16 protein-coding genes are annotated in these 17,657 nt (G+C 62.5%); 6 read left to right on the top strand and 10 right to left on the bottom strand.

From position 1 onward, the window contains the following. The first annotated feature begins 10 nt into the window (after positions 1 to 10). Together D906_RS01440 and D906_RS01435 are read left to right on the top strand one after the other, a co-directional pair. On the top strand, positions 11 to 367 hold the full coding sequence (locus D906_RS01440) for a VOC family protein (protein ID WP_016711527.1): 357 nt from the start codon (positions 11 to 13) through the stop codon (positions 365 to 367). Beyond that, a complete protein-coding gene (locus tag D906_RS01435) occupies positions 367 to 987 on the top strand; it encodes a TetR/AcrR family transcriptional regulator (protein WP_016711526.1) in 621 nt (206 codons plus the stop codon). Before D906_RS01440 ends, D906_RS01435 begins: the two co-directional genes overlap by 1 nt. 35 nt (positions 988 to 1,022) lie before the next feature. Here the strand turns inward: D906_RS01435 and preA are convergent, their stop codons facing one another. From preA to hydA, 3 genes are all read right to left on the bottom strand, one after another. Further along, positions 1,023 to 2,297: an NAD-dependent dihydropyrimidine dehydrogenase subunit PreA gene (gene preA, locus D906_RS01430; RefSeq protein ID WP_025753442.1), complete on the bottom strand. Its 1,275-nt coding sequence runs from the start codon at positions 2,295 to 2,297 to the stop codon at positions 1,023 to 1,025. Then, a complete protein-coding gene (locus D906_RS01425; protein ID WP_019096709.1) occupies positions 2,298 to 3,665 on the bottom strand; it encodes an NAD(P)-dependent oxidoreductase in 1,368 nt (455 codons plus the stop codon). Between the two features lie 63 nt (positions 3,666 to 3,728). Beyond that, positions 3,729 to 5,168, bottom strand: a complete 1,440-nt coding sequence (gene hydA / locus D906_RS01420; RefSeq protein WP_025753444.1) for a dihydropyrimidinase — start codon at positions 5,166 to 5,168, stop codon at positions 3,729 to 3,731. A gap of 344 nt (positions 5,169 to 5,512) precedes the next feature. Between hydA and D906_RS01415 the strand changes: the two genes are divergently transcribed. Both D906_RS01415 and D906_RS01410 read left to right on the top strand, forming a co-directional pair. Next, on the top strand, positions 5,513 to 7,003 hold the full coding sequence (locus D906_RS01415; protein ID WP_019096710.1) for an NCS1 family nucleobase:cation symporter-1: 1,491 nt from the start codon (positions 5,513 to 5,515) through the stop codon (positions 7,001 to 7,003). Between the two features lie 75 nt (positions 7,004 to 7,078). Further along, complete coding sequence (locus D906_RS01410; RefSeq protein WP_027615037.1) at positions 7,079 to 8,362, top strand: Zn-dependent hydrolase; 1,284 nt, start codon at positions 7,079 to 7,081, stop codon at positions 8,360 to 8,362. 121 nt (positions 8,363 to 8,483) lie between these two features. On the opposite strand, the gene D906_RS01405 is transcribed toward D906_RS01410, so the two are convergent. From D906_RS01405 to nhaB, 3 genes are all read right to left on the bottom strand, one after another. Next, on the bottom strand, positions 8,484 to 9,443 hold the full coding sequence (locus D906_RS01405) for a ribonuclease Z (RefSeq protein WP_019096712.1): 960 nt from the start codon (positions 9,441 to 9,443) through the stop codon (positions 8,484 to 8,486). Positions 9,444 to 9,550: 107 nt separating this feature from the next. Next, complete coding sequence (locus D906_RS01400; RefSeq protein WP_019096713.1) at positions 9,551 to 10,096, bottom strand: lipocalin family protein; 546 nt, start codon at positions 10,094 to 10,096, stop codon at positions 9,551 to 9,553. Between the two features lie 109 nt (positions 10,097 to 10,205). Continuing rightward, the gene (nhaB, locus tag D906_RS01395; protein ID WP_019096714.1) at positions 10,206 to 11,708 is read right to left on the bottom strand and encodes a sodium/proton antiporter NhaB; all 1,503 of its coding nucleotides are present in this window, start codon (positions 11,706 to 11,708) and stop codon (positions 10,206 to 10,208) included. A gap of 151 nt (positions 11,709 to 11,859) precedes the next feature. Between nhaB and D906_RS01390 the strand changes: the two genes are divergently transcribed. Both D906_RS01390 and nudC read left to right on the top strand, forming a co-directional pair. Further along, complete coding sequence (locus D906_RS01390) at positions 11,860 to 12,672, top strand: crotonase/enoyl-CoA hydratase family protein (RefSeq protein ID WP_025753447.1); 813 nt, start codon at positions 11,860 to 11,862, stop codon at positions 12,670 to 12,672. Between the two features lie 36 nt (positions 12,673 to 12,708). Continuing rightward, positions 12,709 to 13,539, top strand: coding sequence for an NAD(+) diphosphatase (gene nudC / locus D906_RS01385; protein ID WP_019096716.1), 831 nt, complete (start codon positions 12,709 to 12,711; stop codon positions 13,537 to 13,539). Here nudC and D906_RS01380 read toward each other — a convergent pair. The 4 genes from D906_RS01380 to D906_RS01365 form a co-directional block, all read right to left on the bottom strand. After that, on the bottom strand, positions 13,507 to 14,286 hold the full coding sequence (locus tag D906_RS01380) for a TSUP family transporter (protein WP_019096717.1): 780 nt from the start codon (positions 14,284 to 14,286) through the stop codon (positions 13,507 to 13,509). The genes nudC and D906_RS01380 overlap by 33 nt on opposite strands. 106 nt (positions 14,287 to 14,392) lie before the next feature. Next, positions 14,393 to 15,139 (bottom strand): RHS repeat-associated core domain-containing protein, encoded by a 747-nt coding sequence (locus tag D906_RS01375; RefSeq protein ID WP_080587342.1) that lies wholly within the window; start codon positions 15,137 to 15,139, stop codon positions 14,393 to 14,395. 198 nt (positions 15,140 to 15,337) lie between these two features. Then, positions 15,338 to 16,168: an alpha/beta fold hydrolase gene (locus D906_RS01370; protein ID WP_019096718.1), complete on the bottom strand. Its 831-nt coding sequence runs from the start codon at positions 16,166 to 16,168 to the stop codon at positions 15,338 to 15,340. 80 nt (positions 16,169 to 16,248) lie between these two features. Further along, positions 16,249 to 17,538: an FAD-binding oxidoreductase gene (locus D906_RS01365; RefSeq protein WP_027615036.1), complete on the bottom strand. Its 1,290-nt coding sequence runs from the start codon at positions 17,536 to 17,538 to the stop codon at positions 16,249 to 16,251. Between the last annotated feature and the right edge of the window lie 119 nt (positions 17,539 to 17,657).

Raw genomic sequence — 17,657 nt, 5'->3', positions numbered from 1 at the left:
CGGAGCACCCATGGGCATTCGCGGTACTGATCGGCAGATCGACAACATCGAGTTCAATGTCAGCGACATCGCACGGAGCAAGGCCTTCTACGGCAGCGTGTTCGGCTGGGCGTTCACCGATTACGGGCCCACCTACACCGAGTTCAGCGATGGTCGCCTTACCGGGGGCTTCACCACCGGCGAGCCGGTACGCCCGGGTGGTCCGCTGGTCATTTTGTACGCTGACGACCTGGAGGCCACGCAGCAGCGGGTCGAGGCGGCGGGGGCGAAAATCAGCCGGGCAACTTTTGCCTTCCCCGGCGGGCGACGCTTCCACTTCATCGACCCGGACGGTTATGAACTGGCGGTGTGGACGGCCCAGGGCTGATGGCCAACCACAAGATCGAAATCCGCCGGCGCAATATCGAGAAGATTCTGCAGGCGGCGGAAAAGGTGTTCGCCGAAAAAGGCTATGGCGCCACGTCCATGGGCGATATTGCCGAACAGGCCGAGTTGCCGCGCTCCAACCTGCACTATTACTTCAGCACCAAGGACGACCTGTTCCGCGCCGTACTGCAAGACTTGCTGGACGTGTGGAAGCAGGACGCGCTGTGCTTCGAGAACTTCGACGACCCCCGCGTGGTGTTGACCAGTTACATCCGCGCGAAGATGGGGCATTCGCGTTCGCGGCCGCTGGGTTCGAAGATCTGGGCCGAAGAAATGCTGCACGGGGCGCCGGTGCTGGGGGTGAACCTGGATGAAAGCCTGGTGCCCTGGGCCAAGTTGAAAGAGAACAAGATCCGCCGCTGGGTAGAGGAGGGGCGCATTCTGCCGGTGGAGCCGTCGGCGTTGCTGTACATGATCTGGGCTTCGACTCAGCATTACGCCGACTTTGGTTACCAGGTTGAATTGCTCAATGGCGGGGAGATGCTCTCGGACATGGCGTTCGAGAGTGCGGTGCAGACGGTGACCAGCGTGATCTTGCGGGGGATTGGGCTAGAGCCCTGAACCGGAAAATGGGGCCGCTGTGCGGCCCCAATTGCTCAGCTGGCCTCGCGATAGGGATTACGCGGATCCTGCGTCCAGTTCATGTACGGCTTGCCCGTATCCTGCGCCTGCATCTCGATGCAGCTTTCCACCGGGCAAGTGATCTGGCACAGGTTGCAGCCCACGCATTCCTCCTCGATCACACTGTAGGCATGCGTGCCGTCAGCCTTCAGCGTGCTGGCAATGGCCTGGTGAGATGTATCCTCACAGGCTATGTGGCAGCGCCCGCAACCAATGCAGGCCTCCTGGTCGATATGCGCCACCGATTTATAGTTGATGTCCAGGTACTTCCAGTCGGTGGTATGACCCACCGCTTGCCCGCGAAATGCTTCGATGTTGGCATGCCCATGCTGGTCCATCCAGCGCGCCAGGCCGTCCTGCATGTCCTCGACAATGCGGAACCCATGCAGCATCGCCGCCGTGCACACCTGCACGGCGCCGCTGCCCAGGGCCATGAACTCCGCCGCATCACGCCAGTTGCCAATGCCGCCAATGCCGCAGATTGGCAAACCGCGTGTTTCCGGGTCGCGGGCGATCTCCGCCACCATGTTCAGCGCAATCGGCTTGACCGCCGAGCCGCAGTAACCGCCGTGGGTGCTCTGGTCCCCCACGATGGGGTGGGCGACCATGCGGTCGAGGTCGACACTGGTGATGGAGTTGATGGTGTTGATCAGCGACACCGCATCGGCCCCGCCCCGGTGCGCGGCACGGGCCGATTGGCGGATGTCGGTGATGTTCGGCGTAAGCTTCACGATCACCGGCAGCGAGCAGTGCGTCTTGCACCAGCGGGTGACCATTTCCACGTACTCCGGCACCTGGCCGACCGCCGCGCCCATGCCCCGTTCAGGCATGCCGTGCGGGCAGCCGAAGTTAAGTTCGATGCCGTCGGCCCCGGTGGCTTCCACCAGTGGCAGGATGAACTTCCACGATTCTTCCACGCACGGCACCATCAGTGACACGATCAGTGCACGGTCAGGCCAGTCCTTCTTCACCTGGGTGATTTCGCGCAGGTTGATGTCCAGCGAACGGTCGGTGATCAACTCGATGTTGTTGATGCCCTGCACCTGGCGGTTGGCGCCGTAGTGTGCTGAGTAACGCGACGACACGTTGACCGCCGCCGGGTCCTCGCCCAGGGTTTTCCACACCACGCCGCCCCAGCCGGCCTCGAAGGCGCGGACCACGTTGTAGGCTTTGTCGGTGGGCGGCGCGGAAGCCAGCCAGAACGGGTTCGGTGCCTTGATGCCGGCAAACACAATAGACAAGTCGGCCATTTACGCTGCCTCCACGTTGAGCATGAGTCGGGCATGGATGGCTTCGGCGGCCAGCTTGCCGTGCTGTACGGCCTGGACGGTAAGGTCCTGGCCCAGGGCGGTGCAGTCACCGCCGGCATACACGCCCGGCAGGCTGGTTTGCAGGGTTTCGTCGACACGGATGCGCTCACCCTCGCGGACCAGCTGTGCAGCCACCGGGTCGCCGAGGCTGGCATCGTCGAAGCGTTGGCCGATGGCCTTGAAGATGGCATCGGCGGCCAGCTCGAAGGTTTCGCCAGTGTCGCGCAGGCGGCCGTCGGCCAGCTCGGTACGGGCGAAGCGCATGCCGCGCACCTTGCCAGCGTCATCCAGCAGTACGGCATCGGGGCTGGCCCAGGTGTGCAGGCGCACCTGGTTGGCCTTGGCAATGTCTTGCTCGTGGCCGGTGGCGCCCATGTCGGCATTGCCACGGCGGTACACGAGGTTGACGTCGCGGGCGCCCAGGCGGCTCATCTGCACGGCCATGTCGATGGCGGTGTTGCCGGCACCGATCACCAGGCAGCGGTCGGCCAAGGGCAGTTGGCTCAGGTCATCGGCCTGGCGCAGTTCGCGGATGTATGCGGTGGCGGCGAGCAGGCCGGGGGCTTCTTCATCGGGCAGGCCCAACTGGCGCACGGCATTCAGGCCGATGCCAAGGAATACCGCGTCGTACTGGTCGCGCAGTTCGCCCAGACTGAGGTTGCCGCCCAGGCGCTGGCCATGGCGAATTTCGATGCCACCGATGCCCAGCAGGAATTCCACTTCACGTTGCGCATAGTCGTCGACCAGTTTGTAGCGGGCGATGCCGTACTCGTTGAGGCCGCCAGCCTTGTCACAGGCCTCGAACACCACCACGTCATGCCCGTGCATGGCCAGGCGATGGGCACAGGACAGCCCGGCAGGCCCGGCACCGACCACCGCGATGCGCTTGCCGGTAGCCGGGGAACGCTTGAACGGGTGTTCGGTGAAGTGGGCGTTGTCCAGGGCGTAGCGCTGAAGCTGGCCGATCAGTACCGGCGCACACTCCTGCGCGTTGTTGCGCACGCAGGCTTGCTGGCAGAGGATTTCGGTGGGGCATACACGGGCGCAACTGCCGCCGAGGATGTTGGCGGAGAGGATGCGCTCGGCGGCGCCTTGCAGGTTTTCGTCACTGATGCGGTGGATGAACGAGGGGATGTCGATGTCGCTGGGGCACGCATTGACGCAGGGCGCGTCGTAGCAGTACAGGCAGCGCGCGCTTTCGACGGCGGCCTGGCGAGCGGTGAGGGGTGGGGCCAGGTCGCTGAAGCGCTCGGCCAACTGGTCGGCACCGGCCCTTGGGCGCGGCAAGTGTTTCAGGGCGTCGATCACGGTTGTAGCCTCTCTATTTTTATGGGGGCAGGCGACAGGGGCCGCTTCGCAGCCCCAAGGGCCTTAACGCTGCACGGGCGTCGGGCGCTGATGCTCGGCCCTGCGTTCCAGCACCTCATACACCGACGGGTACGCCGGCCGTTCCACATACCGCCCCGCGCCCGCTTCGGCACGCAGGTCGCCATCGGCCCACAGCACCTTGCCCTGGCTGATGGTGTGGCTGGGGATGCCACGCACGGTGCGGCCTTCGAAGATGTTGAAGTCCACCCGCTGGTGGTGGGTCTGGGCGGAGATGGTGCGGGTGCCCTGCGGGTCCCACAGCACCAGGTCGGCGTCGGCGCCAACGCGGATGGCACCCTTGCGCGGGAACAGGTTGAAGATCTTCGCCGTGTTGGTAGAGGTGAGGGCAACGAACTCATGCATCGACAAGCGCCCGCTGTTCACCCCGGCATCCCACAGCACCGCCATGCGATCCTCGATGCCGGCGGTGCCGTTGGGAATACGGCTGAAGTCGTCGCGGCCCATGGCTTTCTGCTCGGCGCAGAAGCAGCAGTGGTCGGTGGCGGTGGTGTGCAGGTTGCCCGACTGCAAGCCGCGCCACAGGGCTTCCTGGTGTTCACGCGGGCGGAACGGCGGGCTCATCACGTAGCCGGCCGCAGTGGCCCAGTCCGGGTCACGGTAGACGCTGTCATCCAGCAGCAGGTGGCCGGGCAGCACCTCGCCATACACCGGTTGCCCCTTGCCCCGCGCATAGGCAATTTCATCCAGTGCCTCGCGGCTGGAAACATGCACCAGGTACAGCGGCGTGCCGAGGGTTTCGGCAATGCGGATGGCGCGGCTGGCCGCCTCGCCCTCGACCTGGGACGGGCGCGACAGCGGGTGGGCTTCCGGCCCGGTCAGGCCTTGGGCCAGCAGTTTTTTCTGCAGGTGGTACACCAGCTCGCCGTTTTCGGCATGCACGGTAGGCACGGCACCCAGTTGCAGGCAGCGCTCGAAGCTGGCCACCAGGGTGTCGTCGGCGGCCATGATGGCGTTCTTGTAGGCCATGAAGTGCTTGAAACTGTTCACACCGTGCTTGGCCACCAGCTCGCCCATCTCTTCGGCCACCTGCTCGCTCCACCAGGTGATGGCGACGTGGAAGCCATAGTCGCTGGCGCTTTTCTGTGCCCAGCCGCGCCAGGTGTGGAAGGCCTCCAGCAGCGATTGCTGCGGATTGGGGATGACGAAATCGATGATCGAGGTGGTGCCACCAGCAAGACCCGCAGCGGTGCCGCTGAAGAAGTCCTCGCTGGCCACGGTGCCCATGAACGGCAACTGCATGTGGGTGTGCGGGTCGATGCCGCCGGGCATCAGGTACTGGCCACTGCCGTCGAGGATCTCGCAGTCGGTCGGGGGTTCGAGGTTTTGCCCGATGGCGCGGATCAGGCCATCGGCACACAGGACATCGGCGGGGTAACTCTCTTCGTGGGTAACCACGGTGGCGCCACGGATCAACAGGGACATGCCGTTTTCCTCGCAGGCTGACCGGTCTGGGCCGGTTCTTGGAATTGTCACGGGTGCAGGGCGGGCAGGGCGGTTAATCCTGTCAGTCCTGACAAGATTCGAGGCTAGATGCTGATTGGTGATTCATCAAGAAAATTTTCCTATTATTTTTGTGGTTTTTAAGTGACTGATATTTAACGATTAATTATTTAGTTAGCGCTGGTTTCGGGGCTTTCGGAGGTTTTTGACTTACTTGACAAGATGAAAATCTGGTCGAGATTTTTAAGCACGATTACGCGTGCGTACTCCGGCCATCGAGTTAGCCCGATGAGCAAACAACTAAAAGAAAATCTGGAGAAGGGCCCATGCAACAGAGCAGATCGGAAGTGGTCGAGCAAGATGGCCTGTTCGAACTGTCCGAGGGCAGTGATGTCCTCGACAGCCCGCGCTACAACCACGACATCGCGCCCACCAAAGTGCACCAGCGCACCTGGAACAAATGGCACATCACAGCCCTCTGGGTAGGCATGTCCATCTGCGTGCCCACCTACACTTTGGGCGGCGTGCTCACGGCTTACTTCGGCCTCAGCGTGGGCGAGGCGTTGCTGGCTATCCTGCTGGCCAACGTGATCGTGCTTATTCCGCTTACCCTCAACGCGTTCCCCGGCACCAAGTACGGCATCCCGTTTCCGGTGTTGTTGCGCTCGTCCTTTGGCATCCTCGGCTCCAACGTCCCGTGTCTGATCCGCGCGGTGGTAGCGTGCGGCTGGTTTGGTATCCAGACGATGTTTGGCGGGCTGGCCATTCACCTGTTCCTCGGGTCGGTGTTCGATGACTGGAAAGCACTGGGCGGCACCGGCGAGGTGATCGGCTTCATGATCTTCTGGTGTCTGAACCTGTGGGTGGTGCTGCGCGGCGCCGAGTCGATCAAGTGGCTGGAAACACTGTCGGCACCGCTGCTGGTGGCGGTGGGCGTCGGGCTGCTGTTCTGGGCGTTGCCGCACATGTCGATGACCGAACTGCTGGCCCAGCCACCCAAGCGTCCGGAAGGGGCGAGCGTGGTCAGTTACTTCTGCGCCGGGCTTACCGCCATGGTCGGCTTCTGGGCCACGTTGTCGCTGAACATTCCCGACTTCAGCCGCTACGCCCGCAGCCAAAAAGACCAGATTCTGGGGCAGATCTTCGGCCTGCCGCTGACCATGTTCCTGTTCGCTTCGCTGGGTGTGGTGCTGACCGCTGCCTCGGCATCGCTGGTGGGCGAAACGGTGTCCGACCCGGTCAGCCTGATCGGCAAAATCCACAGCCCGTTCTGGGTGGCCCTGGCCATGGCACTGATCGTGATCGCCACGCTGTCGACCAACACCGCCGCCAACATCGTGTCACCGACCAACGACTTCCAGAACATTGCCCCTCGCCTGATCGGACGCAGCCGTGCCGTATGGCTGACCGGCTTCATCGGTTTGGCGTTGATGGGGCATGAGCTGCTGAAAAAACTGGGCTGGATCGTGTCCGACCTGAGCCTGGAGAGCGTGTACTCCAACTGGTTGCTTGGCTATTCCAGCCTGCTCGGGCCGATTGCCGGGATCATGGTGGTGGACTACTTCATGATCCGTCGGCAGCAGCTGGACCTGGCCGGGCTGTACCGGGATGACGTGTATCCCGCGTGGAACTGGGCCGGGTTTGCCGCCTTTGCGTTGCCGGTGGCGCTTACGGTGATGGCCATTGGCAACAGCAGTTTCAGCTGGTTTTACGACTACGGCTGGTTCACCGGCTCGCTGCTGGGTGGGGGGCTGTATTACGTCTTCGCCAGCGTGGCGGCGCGCAATCCGGCGCGGCTGGCCAAGCCCTTGCCTTGAGACCCAGTCTGCCTCTTCGCGGGCGCGCCCGCGAAGAGGCCCGAACAGACAACAAAAAGCCTGAAGGAGAAACCCGTGACTCCAGTTCAAGACATCCTGAAAACCAATGCCCACCACGTCGACAGCACCCGCCTGTGGCAATCGCTGATGGACCTGGCCCGCCTCGGCGCCACCGCGAAAGGGGGCGTTTGCCGCCTGGCCCTGACCGACCTCGACCGCCAGGCCCGCGACCTGTTCGTGCAGTGGTGCGAGGCCGCCGGTTGCACGGTCGGCATCGACGCCGTCGGCAACATCTTTGCCCGCCGCCCCGGGCGTAACCCCAAGCTGCCCCCGGTGATGACCGGCAGCCATATCGACACCCAGCCCACCGGCGGCAAGTTCGATGGCTGCTTCGGGGTGATGGCCGGGCTGGAGGTGATCCGCACCCTCAACGACCTGGGCGTGGAAACCGAAGCGCCGCTGGAAGTCGTGGTGTGGACCAACGAAGAAGGTTCGCGATTTGCGCCGTGCATGATGGGTTCAGGGGTGTTCGCCGGCAAGTTCACCCTGGAGGATACCCTGGCCAAGCGAGATGCCCAGGGTGTCAGCGTTGGCGAGGCGTTGAACGCCATCGGCTATGCCGGTCCGCGTGCGGTGCTGGGCCACCCGGTGGGGGCGTATTTCGAAGCGCATATCGAGCAGGGGCCAATCCTCGAAGATCAGGCCAAGACCATCGGCGTGGTGCTGGGTGCCCTCGGCCAGAAGTGGTTCGATCTGACACTGCGTGGTGTCGAGGCCCATGCCGGCCCGACGCCCATGCACCTGCGCAAGGATGCATTGGTCGGTGCCGCTGCGGTAGTGGAAGCGGTCAACCGCACCGCCCTCGGCCATCAGCCCCATGCCTGCGGCACCGTAGGATGCCTGCAGGCGTACCCCGGGTCGCGTAACGTGATCCCGGGTGAAGTGCGCATGACCCTGGACTTCCGCCACCTGGAGGGCGAGCAGCTGAATGCGATGATTGCCGAGGTGCGCGGGGTGATCGAAGCCACCTGTGCCAAGCATGGCATGAGCCATGAACTGGTCCCCACGGCTGACTTCCCGGCGCTGTACTTCGACAAGGGCTGTGTCGATGCGGTGCGCGAGTCGGCCAAGGCATTGGGCCTGCCGCACATGGACATCGTCAGCGGTGCGGGGCATGACGCGATCTTCCTGGCCGAGCTAGGGCCGGCGGGGATGATTTTCGTGCCGTGTGAAAACGGCATCAGCCACAACGAGATCGAGAACGCCACGCCGGGTGACCTGGCGGCAGGGTGTGCGGTATTGCTGCGGGCGATGCTGGCGGCATCGGAGGCCATTGCCAGCGGGCGCTTGGCGGCCTAGCCTGGCGTGGGTTATGTGGCGTCTTTGAGATCGAGCGCCGGCCGCGCGGCGCTCGGTTTACGCGCCACCTCAAAATTCAAGGCTGGCACCTGTCAGCACCACGCCTATCTCTTGGCATAAATCACCCAACAGCTACAAGACAGCCATCGCGGCCTATGTGATAGCGCTGCAGGTCCTGCGCCAGGGTCAGTTGCCCGTGGTAGTGGGCGAGGGCTTCGTCACGCACGTTATCGATATTCGGGCTGCGTCTGGGATCGCTCTGGTAGCGGGCGCTGAAGTGCGTCAGCACCAGGTTGCGCACGCCTGCCGCTTCGGCAAAGCGCGCTACCGCTGCTGCGGTGCTGTGACCGAAGGTAACCCCGGTGCGCTCGACCACTGCCTGGGTGAACGTGGCTTCGTGCACCAGCACATCCGCGCCTTTGGCGGCATCGGCCAGCAATTCGGGGTTGTCGTTGTCCCCGCACACGATCACCCGGCGCGGCGGGCGCGAAGGGCGCAAGTAGTCGTTACCGTCGAGCCACTGCCCGCCATGCTGCGTCTTCAGGCCTTTGGCCAGCTCGCCCCACAGTGGACCGCGTGGAATGCCTTCGGCTTCCAGGCGCTGGATGTCCAGGCGCGGCTCGGGGTTGAGTTCGGTGAACACGAAAGCGACGCTCGGTACCCGGTGTGACAACTGCACGGTGGTCACTTGCAGGGTCTCGCTGCGCCATTCGGCCACGTCCTCCACGGCCAGCAGGCGCAGTTCGAAGGGCAGGAAGGTGTCGCTGGCCAACAGGCCCTGACGTACCCAGTCATGCAGTGCGGCGGGCAAAATCAGCTCCAGCGGCCGGGTGCGCCCGCTCATCCCGGCACTGGCCAGCAAGCCTGGCAGGCCAAAGCAATGGTCGCCGTGCACATGGGTGATGAAAATGGCACGCAAGTCACGGATCGACAGCGGCGTGTGCAGCAGTTGATGCTGGGTGCCTTCGCCACAGTCGACCAGGTACCAGTGGCTGCCACTGGCTTCGATCACGGCAGTGGCGCTGACGTTGCGCGCCTTGGTCGGCACCCCGGCAGAGGTGCCCAGGAACAGCAGGTCCATGCTCAGGGCTCCTTGCTCGTACAGGCTGGCGTCATCGAAGCGCGCATCCTTCGAGTCGATAAAGGGCGCACACCTTAACCGGATTGCCGCAGGCCGTCGATGGTGAGCTAGTCTGCCTGCCGCCAGATGAGCTTGCTGGTGTCATAGCCTTGCTCCCGCGCGATGCTCAGCAGTTGCTCGCGTTGCTGGTCGGTGACCGCCGGCGTGCGCGACAGCAGCCACAGGTACTCACGGTTGGGGTGGCCGACCAACGCCACGCGGTAGTCCTTGTCGTGGTACAGCACCCAGTATTCGCCCTTGGTCAGGCCGGGGGCCAGGCGGCTGAACCAGTTGTCGAAGCGTACCCACAGCTTGTCGGTACTGCCCGGTTGTTGGGCTTCGGCGACACCTTTGGCTTCATTCCACTGGCCGTCCTTTTCCTGGCAACGGTTGGTCACGTCGATGCGGCCATCGGTACGCAGGCCATAATGCGCCTCGGACTGCACGCAGTTGCGCTGGAAGAACATCGGTAGCCGCGCCAGTTCGTACCAGGTGCCCTGGTAGCGTTGCAGGTCGACCTGCTGGGTATGCGGCGGTGCCGGGTGATCGTTACCGGCGCAACCGAGCAGGGCCAGGGTGATGCAGGACAGCAGCAACGGGGTGCGTAGTGCCATGGCGAAACTCCTTGGAACGGATGGGGGCTTACCTGTGCTTCGATGCGGGCGCAGGGCAAAAGTTGTACGGGATTGTGGCGAAGGGTGTACATAAGTCCCCGTCGAACGATTACAACCAGTAGGTCACCGCCCACCACCCCAGCCCACCCATGACCACTGTGTAAGGCAAGGCCATCCACACCATCCGCCCATACGACAGCCGGATTAACGGCGCAATCGCCGAGGTCAGCAGGAACAGGAACGCAGCCTGGCCATTCGGTGTCGCCACGCTGGGCAGGTTGGTACCGGTATTGATCGCCACCGCCAGCGTCTCGAAATGCTCGCGGCTCATGCCGCCATTGAGAAACGCCTGCTTCACTTCGGTGATGTAGATGGTGGCAACGAACACGTTGTCGCTGATTGCCGACAGCAGGCCGTTGGCCAGGTACAGCATGCCCGGCTGTTGCTCGGCAGGCAGCGTCAGCACCCAGCTGATCAAGGGGCTGAACAGTTGCTGCTGATGAATCACTGCCACCACGGCGAAGAACACCACCAGCAAGGATGTGAACGGCATGGCGTCCTGGAAGGCACGGCCCAGGCGGTGCTCATCGGTGATGCCGGTAAAGGCCGTGATCAGCACAATCACCATCAGGCCGATCAGACCAACCTCGGCCACATGCAGCCCCAGGCATACGATCAGGATCAGCGCAGCCAACCCTTGCACCCACAGCGCCAGGCGCTGGGCCTGGGTGCGCGCGTCGTCGTCTTCGGCGGCATAGGTGGCCAGCACCTGACGCACGGGTTCAGGCATCAGCGTGCCGTAGCCGAAAAGGCGAAGCTTCTCCAGCAGCACGCAAGTGAGCAGGCCGGCACCCAGTACCGGCAGCGACACGGGCGCCACCTTGAAGAAGAAGTCGGCGAAGTGCCAGCCCATTTCATGGCCGATCAGCAGGTTCTGCGGCTCGCCCACCAGCGTGCAAACACCGCCCAGGGCAGTACCCACCGCGCCGTGCATCAGCAGGCTGCGCAGGAAGGCGCGGAACTGGTCGAGGTCTTCGCGGTGCAATTGTGCCACTTGCTGATCGCTATCGAGCGCGCTGTCTTCACGCGGGTTGGCCCCGGAGGCGACACGGTGGTAAACGGCGTAAAAGCCAACCGCAGCGCTGATGATCACCGCCGTCACGGTCAGCGCATCGAGAAACGCCGAGAGGAATGCCGACAGCACGCAGAACAGCAGGGACAGGACTGCCTTCGAGCGAACGCCCAGCAGGATGCGTGAGAACAGGAACAGCAGCAGTTCCTTCATGAAGTGGATACCGGCAACCATGAACATCAGCAGCAGAATCACCGGGAAGTTGTGCTGCAGTTCCTCGTACAGCGCCTGTGGCGTGGTCATCTGCAGCAGCAGGGCTTCGATCAGCAACAGGCCGCCGGGCATCAGCGGGTAGCACTTCAGCGCCATGCCCAGGGTAAAGATGAACTCGAGTACCAGCGCCCACCCGGCCGCAACCGGGCCTACGGTTACCAGGAGCAGGGGGTTGAGCACCAGGAACAGGCAGATGACCGCCTTGTACCAAAGCGGCGACTGGCCCAGAAAACTGTGGGCGAGGGCGCCGGTCGGGGAGCGTGACATGTATTTGTATCCTTATAATTCGGCGATGGCGCACGGTGCCGGAACGGCGCGTCTTAGGCAAGGCGTGCAGTCCCGTTTTTGGCACAAGTGCGGTCATCGGGCTGGGTTACCATTCCGAGCCATGAACCCTTCACCCGCAGGAGTGCCGCCCGTGACCGAGTACAGCGCATTCAAGGTCGAACTGACCGATAACATTGCCCACGTTCAGATCAACCGCCCGGAAAAGGTCAACGCGATGAACGCCGCCTTCTGGGAGGAGATCATCGACATCTTCCAGTGGATCGACGACACCGATGCGGTGCGCGCGGTGGTGATCAGCGGTGCCGGCAAGCATTTCTCCGCCGGTATCGACCTGATGATGCTGGCGTCGCTGGCCGGGCAGATGGGCAAGGATGTGGGCCGCAATGCGCGCTTCCTGCGCAAGACCATCCAGCGCCTGCAGGCCTCGTTCACTGCCGTGGACAAGTGCCGCAAGCCGGTGCTGGCTGCCGTGCAAGGCTACTGCATCGGTGGTGCCATCGACCTCATCTCGGCCTGCGACATGCGCTACTGCAGCAACGATGTCCAGTTCTCGATCAAGGAAATCGACATGGGCATGGCCGCCGATGTCGGCACACTGCAACGTTTGCCACGTATCATCGGTGACGGCATGATGCGTGAGCTGGCCTTCACCGGGCGCAACGTTGCGGCGGACGAAGCCCTGCGCATCGGCTTGGTCAACCGGGTCTATGATGATCAGGCCGCATTGCTTGACGGGGTCTTTGCCATCGCCCGCGAGATTGCCGCAAAATCGCCGATCGCCGTGGCCGGCACCAAGGAAATGCTCAGCTACATGCGTGACCATCGCATTGACGATGGCCTGGACTACATCGCCACCTGGAACGCCGCGATGTTGCAGTCCGAAGACCTGCGTGTGGCCGTGACGGCACACATGAGCAAACAGAAACCGACGTTCGCCGACTGATCGGGCCGGGGGACGTGCAGTAAAGGAACCCCCGATATGTCAGCACGCTGGACAACTGCAGTACTCGACCCGCAGATAACCGGGGGCGTGGCCGTGGCCCGCAGTCCGGAAGGGTTCCTGGTGGACGACAACGGCGCGCTGTTCCCCCGCGACTGGCTCAAGCGCCAGGATCTCGATGTACTGTGCGAGCATGGCATCGGCCACTTCGACGGCCAACCGGTGTTCCTGCTGGAGCTGCGCAGCGCCACTGACGTGCCCGGTTGCCACTGGCGTGGCCTGCGCGCGTTCATGCTTGAAGGTGACTTCGACACCTACAAGGTGCTGGGTTATGCCGCGCAGATCGGTACCTGGGCCCGCGAGCACCGCTTTTGCGGCAGCTGTGGCCAGGCGATGACGCAAATCCGCTGGGAGCGGGCGATGTACTGCCAGCCCTGCGATCTGCGCAGCTACCCGCGCATTTCGCCGAGCATGATCGTGCTGGTGACCCGTGGCGACGAAATCCTGCTGGCGCGCTCGCCGCGCTTCGTCACCGGTGTGTACAGCACCCTGGCAGGCTTTGCCGAACCGGGCGAGTCGGCCGAAGACTGCCTGGTGCGCGAAGTACGAGAAGAGGTGGCGGTGGAGGTGCAGAACATCCAGTACGTCGGCAGCCAGTGCTGGCCGTTTCCGCATTCGATGATGCTGGGGTTCCATGCCGAGTACGCGGGGGGCGACATCGTCATGCAGCCGGACGAGATCGAGGACGCCCGGTGGTTCAGTGTCCACGACCTGCCGCCGCTGCCGGCCGGGCGCTCCATCGCCCGTTATCTGATCGATTTGTACGTTGCGCGTCGCTTAGGCCTGCCCGAACCAGTGCTGCCACGCTAGGCGCACGGTCAACGCCAGCACCACGGTGATGAACACCGGGCGGATGAACTTGCTGCCGCCGCTGATCGCCGTGCGTGCGCCGAAGAAGGCACCGACCATCACCGACAGGCCCATGCACAGGCCGACGATGTAGTCCACCTGCCCGGAAATGATGAACACCGTCAGCGCTGCGATGTTGCTGACGAAGTTCATGCTGCGCGCCACGCCGCTGGCGCGGACCAGGTCGATGGGGTAGAGCAGCAGGGTACTGACGGTCCAGAAGGCCCCGGTACCCGGCCCGGCCACGCCATCGTAGAAGCCCAAGGTGAAGCCTTGTGGCATCTGCCATTTCTTCTTGATCGGTGCATCGGCATCCAGCGGCGCTTTTGGCGTGCCGCCAAACAACAAGTAGATGCCGCAGGCGAAGACGATGACCGGCAGCATCTTGTTAAGCCATTCGGCCGGCATGTAGTGGGCAACCACTGCGCCAATCGATGCCCCGACCAAGGTGGCGAACAGCGCCGGGCGCCATTGTGCCGGGTGGAACAGCTTGCGTTTGTAGTAGGTGAAGCCGGCAGTGGCCGAGCCGAAGGTGGAGCTGAGCTTGTTGGTGCCCAGTACCAGGTGGGGCGGCATGCCGGCGGTGAGCAGGGCCGGGGTGGTCAGCAGGCCGCCGCCACCGGCGATGGCATCGATGAAACCGGCGACGAAGGCGACCAGGGCCAGGATCAGCAGGGTTAGGGGTTCTACGGTGAGTTCGAAGGGCATGGGAGGCTTCAGGCAGTTGGTGCAGTCAAGGCCGCTATAGTAATGCCGGAAGCCCGATTTTGTCAGTTAACATGTGTTCCCACTTGAGATGTTCTATTTTCAAAAGCTATTGTTTTCTTAGGTTTTTACTTTGTTCTGCAAGTGATAAAGATGAATGGGGTGTGGGTTCTCTGTTTCTTGAGTATGCAGGCAAAATGCTGTCTAGGGTTTTTATCAGAGACTCATAAGCACTAAGTGCTAGATGGTATTCATTGATGCCAAATTGATCTCCTATGCTGTCGTGTTTAATTTCCCCCGAGGGGTGGAGGTATTTATCTTGTTCGGTGGGTTTTAGGCTGCGTACGAATTCTTCGTTCTCAGCTTTGGCGGTGGTAATGGCCTTTATGCCTTTGCCTGCTTTTGATATCAATTTGAGTTCATGTTTGTTTAGGCTGTTGTCGGCGATGGGTTTATATTTGTCAAGCACTGGGTTTTCTTCGATTGCCTGAAGTGAGATATCGCGGCGTTCTGAAAGTGTTTTGCTCCTGAAGAGGTTCTTGAAGAACCTGCCATGGCCTGAAGGGTCCTGATAGTTAACTGGATCTCCGGAGCAGTAAGCATATGCGTTCAGGCCACCCCTTTCAAAAGGGCTAGCGCTATCAGGCGAGTGAAATCTCATTAATATGCAATTGTAAGCTCTATAGCCAATGCCAAGATGATAGTTTCCGGTTATAGGGTCAACAGTTTGCCCGTTGAAGCCGAGTGTTGGCATGGCTGGAGTAGACGCCTTGAAGCCATAGCACGAGTATGCATAGTGCTGCAGTTTGTTGTGGGAACGATTAACTGATCTGGTTGGGTTTTGGGTAAAGGCCATGGGCGTCACCGTGCCATGAAAAGGCAGTACACTGTCGGGCGTTCAGGGTAGAAGTGCAACTGGCAAAAATGATGGGTCTACGGAGATTGCCAAAGGCTAGTGGCTGTTTTTTGTTGTGCGTTATTTATCTTTGCAGTGCAAACGGACCTCTGCGCGAAGGTGGGTCGTTTCGCGATGAGGTCCGGAATGGTAATGACATCAGCTACGTATAAACGCCAGCAGATCCGCATTGATCACATCGGCATGGGTAGTCGGCATGCCATGCGGGTAGCCCTTGTAAGTCTTCAGTGTGCCATTGGGCAGCAGCTTCGCTGACAACACCCCGGAATTCTCATACGGCACGATCTGGTCATCGTCCCCATGCATCACCAGCACCGGCTGCCGGATGCCCTTCAAATCCTCGGTGAAGTCCGTCTGGGAAAACGCCACGATGCCATCGTAATGGGCCTTGGCACTGCCGATCATGCCTTGGCGCCACCAGTTGCCGATGATTCCTTCGCTGGCTTCGACACCAGGGCGGTTGTAGCCATAGAACGGCCCGGCCGGCACATCCCGGTAGAACTGCGCCCGGTTACTGGCCACCTGGGCCTGAAACCCGTCAAACACCGACTTGGGCAGGCCGCCGGGGTTGGCGGGTGTTTGCACCATCAGTGGTGGTACAGCGGCGATCAGCACGGCCTTCGCCACCTTGTCTTCCGGGTGCCGCGCTATGTAGCGCACCACCTCGCCACCACCGGTCGAGTGGCCGACATGCACGGCGCCCTGAGTGCCAAGGTGAGTAACCACGGCAGCCGTATCATCGGCATAGTGGTCCATGTCATGGCCGTCCCATACCTGGCTGGAACGCCCATGGCCACGGCGGTCGTGGGCGACCACGCGGAAACCCTGGGCCAGGAAGAACAGCATCTGCGCGTCCCAGTCATCGGCGCTGAGCGGCCAGCCGTGGTGGAAGTGGATGACCGGTGCGTCGCGTGGGCCCCAATCCTTGTAGAAAATCTGCACCCCGTCCTTCGTGGTTACATAGCTCATGGTCGTGTCTCCTGTGTGCAGGAACCTAAGGGAGCTATTGAGAATAGGAGAGATTTTCGGGCAGCAAGCGCCGGCCGTCTTCAGGCGCGGTCGCGCATCCGGTACCAGGCCTTGGCGGCAGCTTCCAGCGGTGCTGCCAGCAGGTCGCCACCGGGGAAACGGCCGTTGTCGATGCCTTGGTACAGCGCCAGCAGGTCAGCGTCACCGAGGATTGCATCACTGACCGCCCGTGCCGCTGCCAGGGTTGGCAGCACGCCATGGCCGGAGAAACCTTGCAGCCAGTAGCGTTGGCCCTCGCGGCCGACGTCCGGGGTGCGCTGGATACTGCAGTCGATATGGCCGCCCCAGGCATAGTCGATGGCCACCCCGGCCAGTTGCGGGAAGACGCGCTCCAGGTAGGGCCGGGTGGCGCTGGCGACGTCCTTGGGGATGCCGCCCAGGTAGGTGCAGCCGCCACCAAACAGCAGGCGGTGGTCCGGCGTAAGGCGGAAGTAGTCGGGTACGAACTGGTTGTCGATCACGCAGCTGTTGCGCGGTAGCAGCGAACGGGCGAAGCCGGGGTCCAGTGGCGCGGTGGCCACCTGATAGGAGCCGACTGGCAACAGGCGGCGCGACAGGCTGCGGTCGAGGCGGTCGATGTAGGCGTTGCAGGCCAGCACCAACACGTTGCAGCGCACTTCGCCTTTGTCGGTTCGGGCAACGTAGCCATCGCCTGCCTGCAGGTAGCGGAGTACCTGGCTTTGTTCGTAGATATGGCCGCCAGCGGCTTCGATGGCGCTGGCCAGGCCTTGTGCCAGCTTCAGCGGGTTGAGGTGGGCACCTTTGGCATCATACAGCGCGGCCTGATAGCGCGGGCTGTCGATCCATTGCGGCAGCTCTTCACGGCCGATCAGGCGCAGGGCGTCGTAGCCCCATTTGTGCTCAGCCTCGTGCAGGGCTTCTTCAAGCAGTTTCACCCGGCGCGGTAGCACGGCGGTCCATAGGCTGCCCAGCCGGTAATCGATCTCGAAGCCGTGGCGCTGGGGGAGGTCGCGCATTTCGTCAGCGGCCCAGCACATGCTGGCCCACAGCCGTTGGGTACGTTCGATGCCCAAGGCCTTTTCCAGCGGCGGCATATCGCACGACCAGCCCAGTAGCGCCTGGCCGCCGTTGCGCCCGGAGGCGGCCCAGGCCACGCGGCTTGCTTCCAGCAGCGTCACGCGCTTGCCAGCCTGGGTAAGGCGCAGGGCGGTGTGCAGGCCACTGAAACCGGCGCCGATGATCAGCACATCGGTGTCGTGGGTGCCTTGCAGGGTTTGGCGTAGGGGGATGTTGGCGGGGTAGGTCTGGGCGTAGTAGCTGGCGACGTGCTGGGCGGACTGCTTGAACATGCATAGACCTCATGAAAATTATTGTGATTATTTTCATGAAAACTTAGCAGGTAAAATTCATGGTGCCAATCTGTCAGTCCAGTTTGTGGTTTACCCGCGAAGCGGCCAGTCCTGAAATG

The organism is Pseudomonas sp. LAIL14HWK12:I1, assembly GCF_003202095.1.
GTDB classification, from domain to species: domain Bacteria; phylum Pseudomonadota; class Gammaproteobacteria; order Pseudomonadales; family Pseudomonadaceae; genus Aquipseudomonas; species Aquipseudomonas monteilii.
Note: the sequence above shows the minus strand (reverse complement) of the source record. Positions and strands in the feature narration are given on the sequence as shown.

What these genes read in the sequence shown, in the direction of transcription:
- D906_RS01440 (WP_016711527.1), top strand. Translation starts at nt 11, where the DNA reads ATGGGCATTCGCGGTACTGATCGGCAGATCGACAACATCGAGTTCAAT.
- D906_RS01435 (WP_016711526.1), top strand. Translation starts at nt 367, where the DNA reads ATGGCCAACCACAAGATCGAAATCCGCCGGCGCAATATCGAGAAGATT.
- preA (WP_025753442.1), bottom strand. Translation starts at nt 2,297, where the DNA reads ATGGCCGACTTGTCTATTGTGTTTGCCGGCATCAAGGCACCGAACCCG.
- hydA (WP_025753444.1), bottom strand. Translation starts at nt 5,168, where the DNA reads ATGTCCCTGTTGATCCGTGGCGCCACCGTGGTTACCCACGAAGAGAGT.
- D906_RS01415 (WP_019096710.1), top strand. Translation starts at nt 5,513, where the DNA reads ATGCAACAGAGCAGATCGGAAGTGGTCGAGCAAGATGGCCTGTTCGAA.
- D906_RS01405 (WP_019096712.1), bottom strand. Translation starts at nt 9,443, where the DNA reads ATGGACCTGCTGTTCCTGGGCACCTCTGCCGGGGTGCCGACCAAGGCG.
- D906_RS01400 (WP_019096713.1), bottom strand. Translation starts at nt 10,096, where the DNA reads ATGGCACTACGCACCCCGTTGCTGCTGTCCTGCATCACCCTGGCCCTG.
- nhaB (WP_019096714.1), bottom strand. Translation starts at nt 11,708, where the DNA reads ATGTCACGCTCCCCGACCGGCGCCCTCGCCCACAGTTTTCTGGGCCAG.
- nudC (WP_019096716.1), top strand. Translation starts at nt 12,709, where the DNA reads ATGTCAGCACGCTGGACAACTGCAGTACTCGACCCGCAGATAACCGGG.
- D906_RS01380 (WP_019096717.1), bottom strand. Translation starts at nt 14,286, where the DNA reads ATGCCCTTCGAACTCACCGTAGAACCCCTAACCCTGCTGATCCTGGCC.
- D906_RS01375 (WP_080587342.1), bottom strand. Translation starts at nt 15,139, where the DNA reads ATGGCCTTTACCCAAAACCCAACCAGATCAGTTAATCGTTCCCACAAC.
- D906_RS01370 (WP_019096718.1), bottom strand. Translation starts at nt 16,168, where the DNA reads ATGAGCTATGTAACCACGAAGGACGGGGTGCAGATTTTCTACAAGGAT.
- D906_RS01365 (WP_027615036.1), bottom strand. Translation starts at nt 17,538, where the DNA reads ATGTTCAAGCAGTCCGCCCAGCACGTCGCCAGCTACTACGCCCAGACC.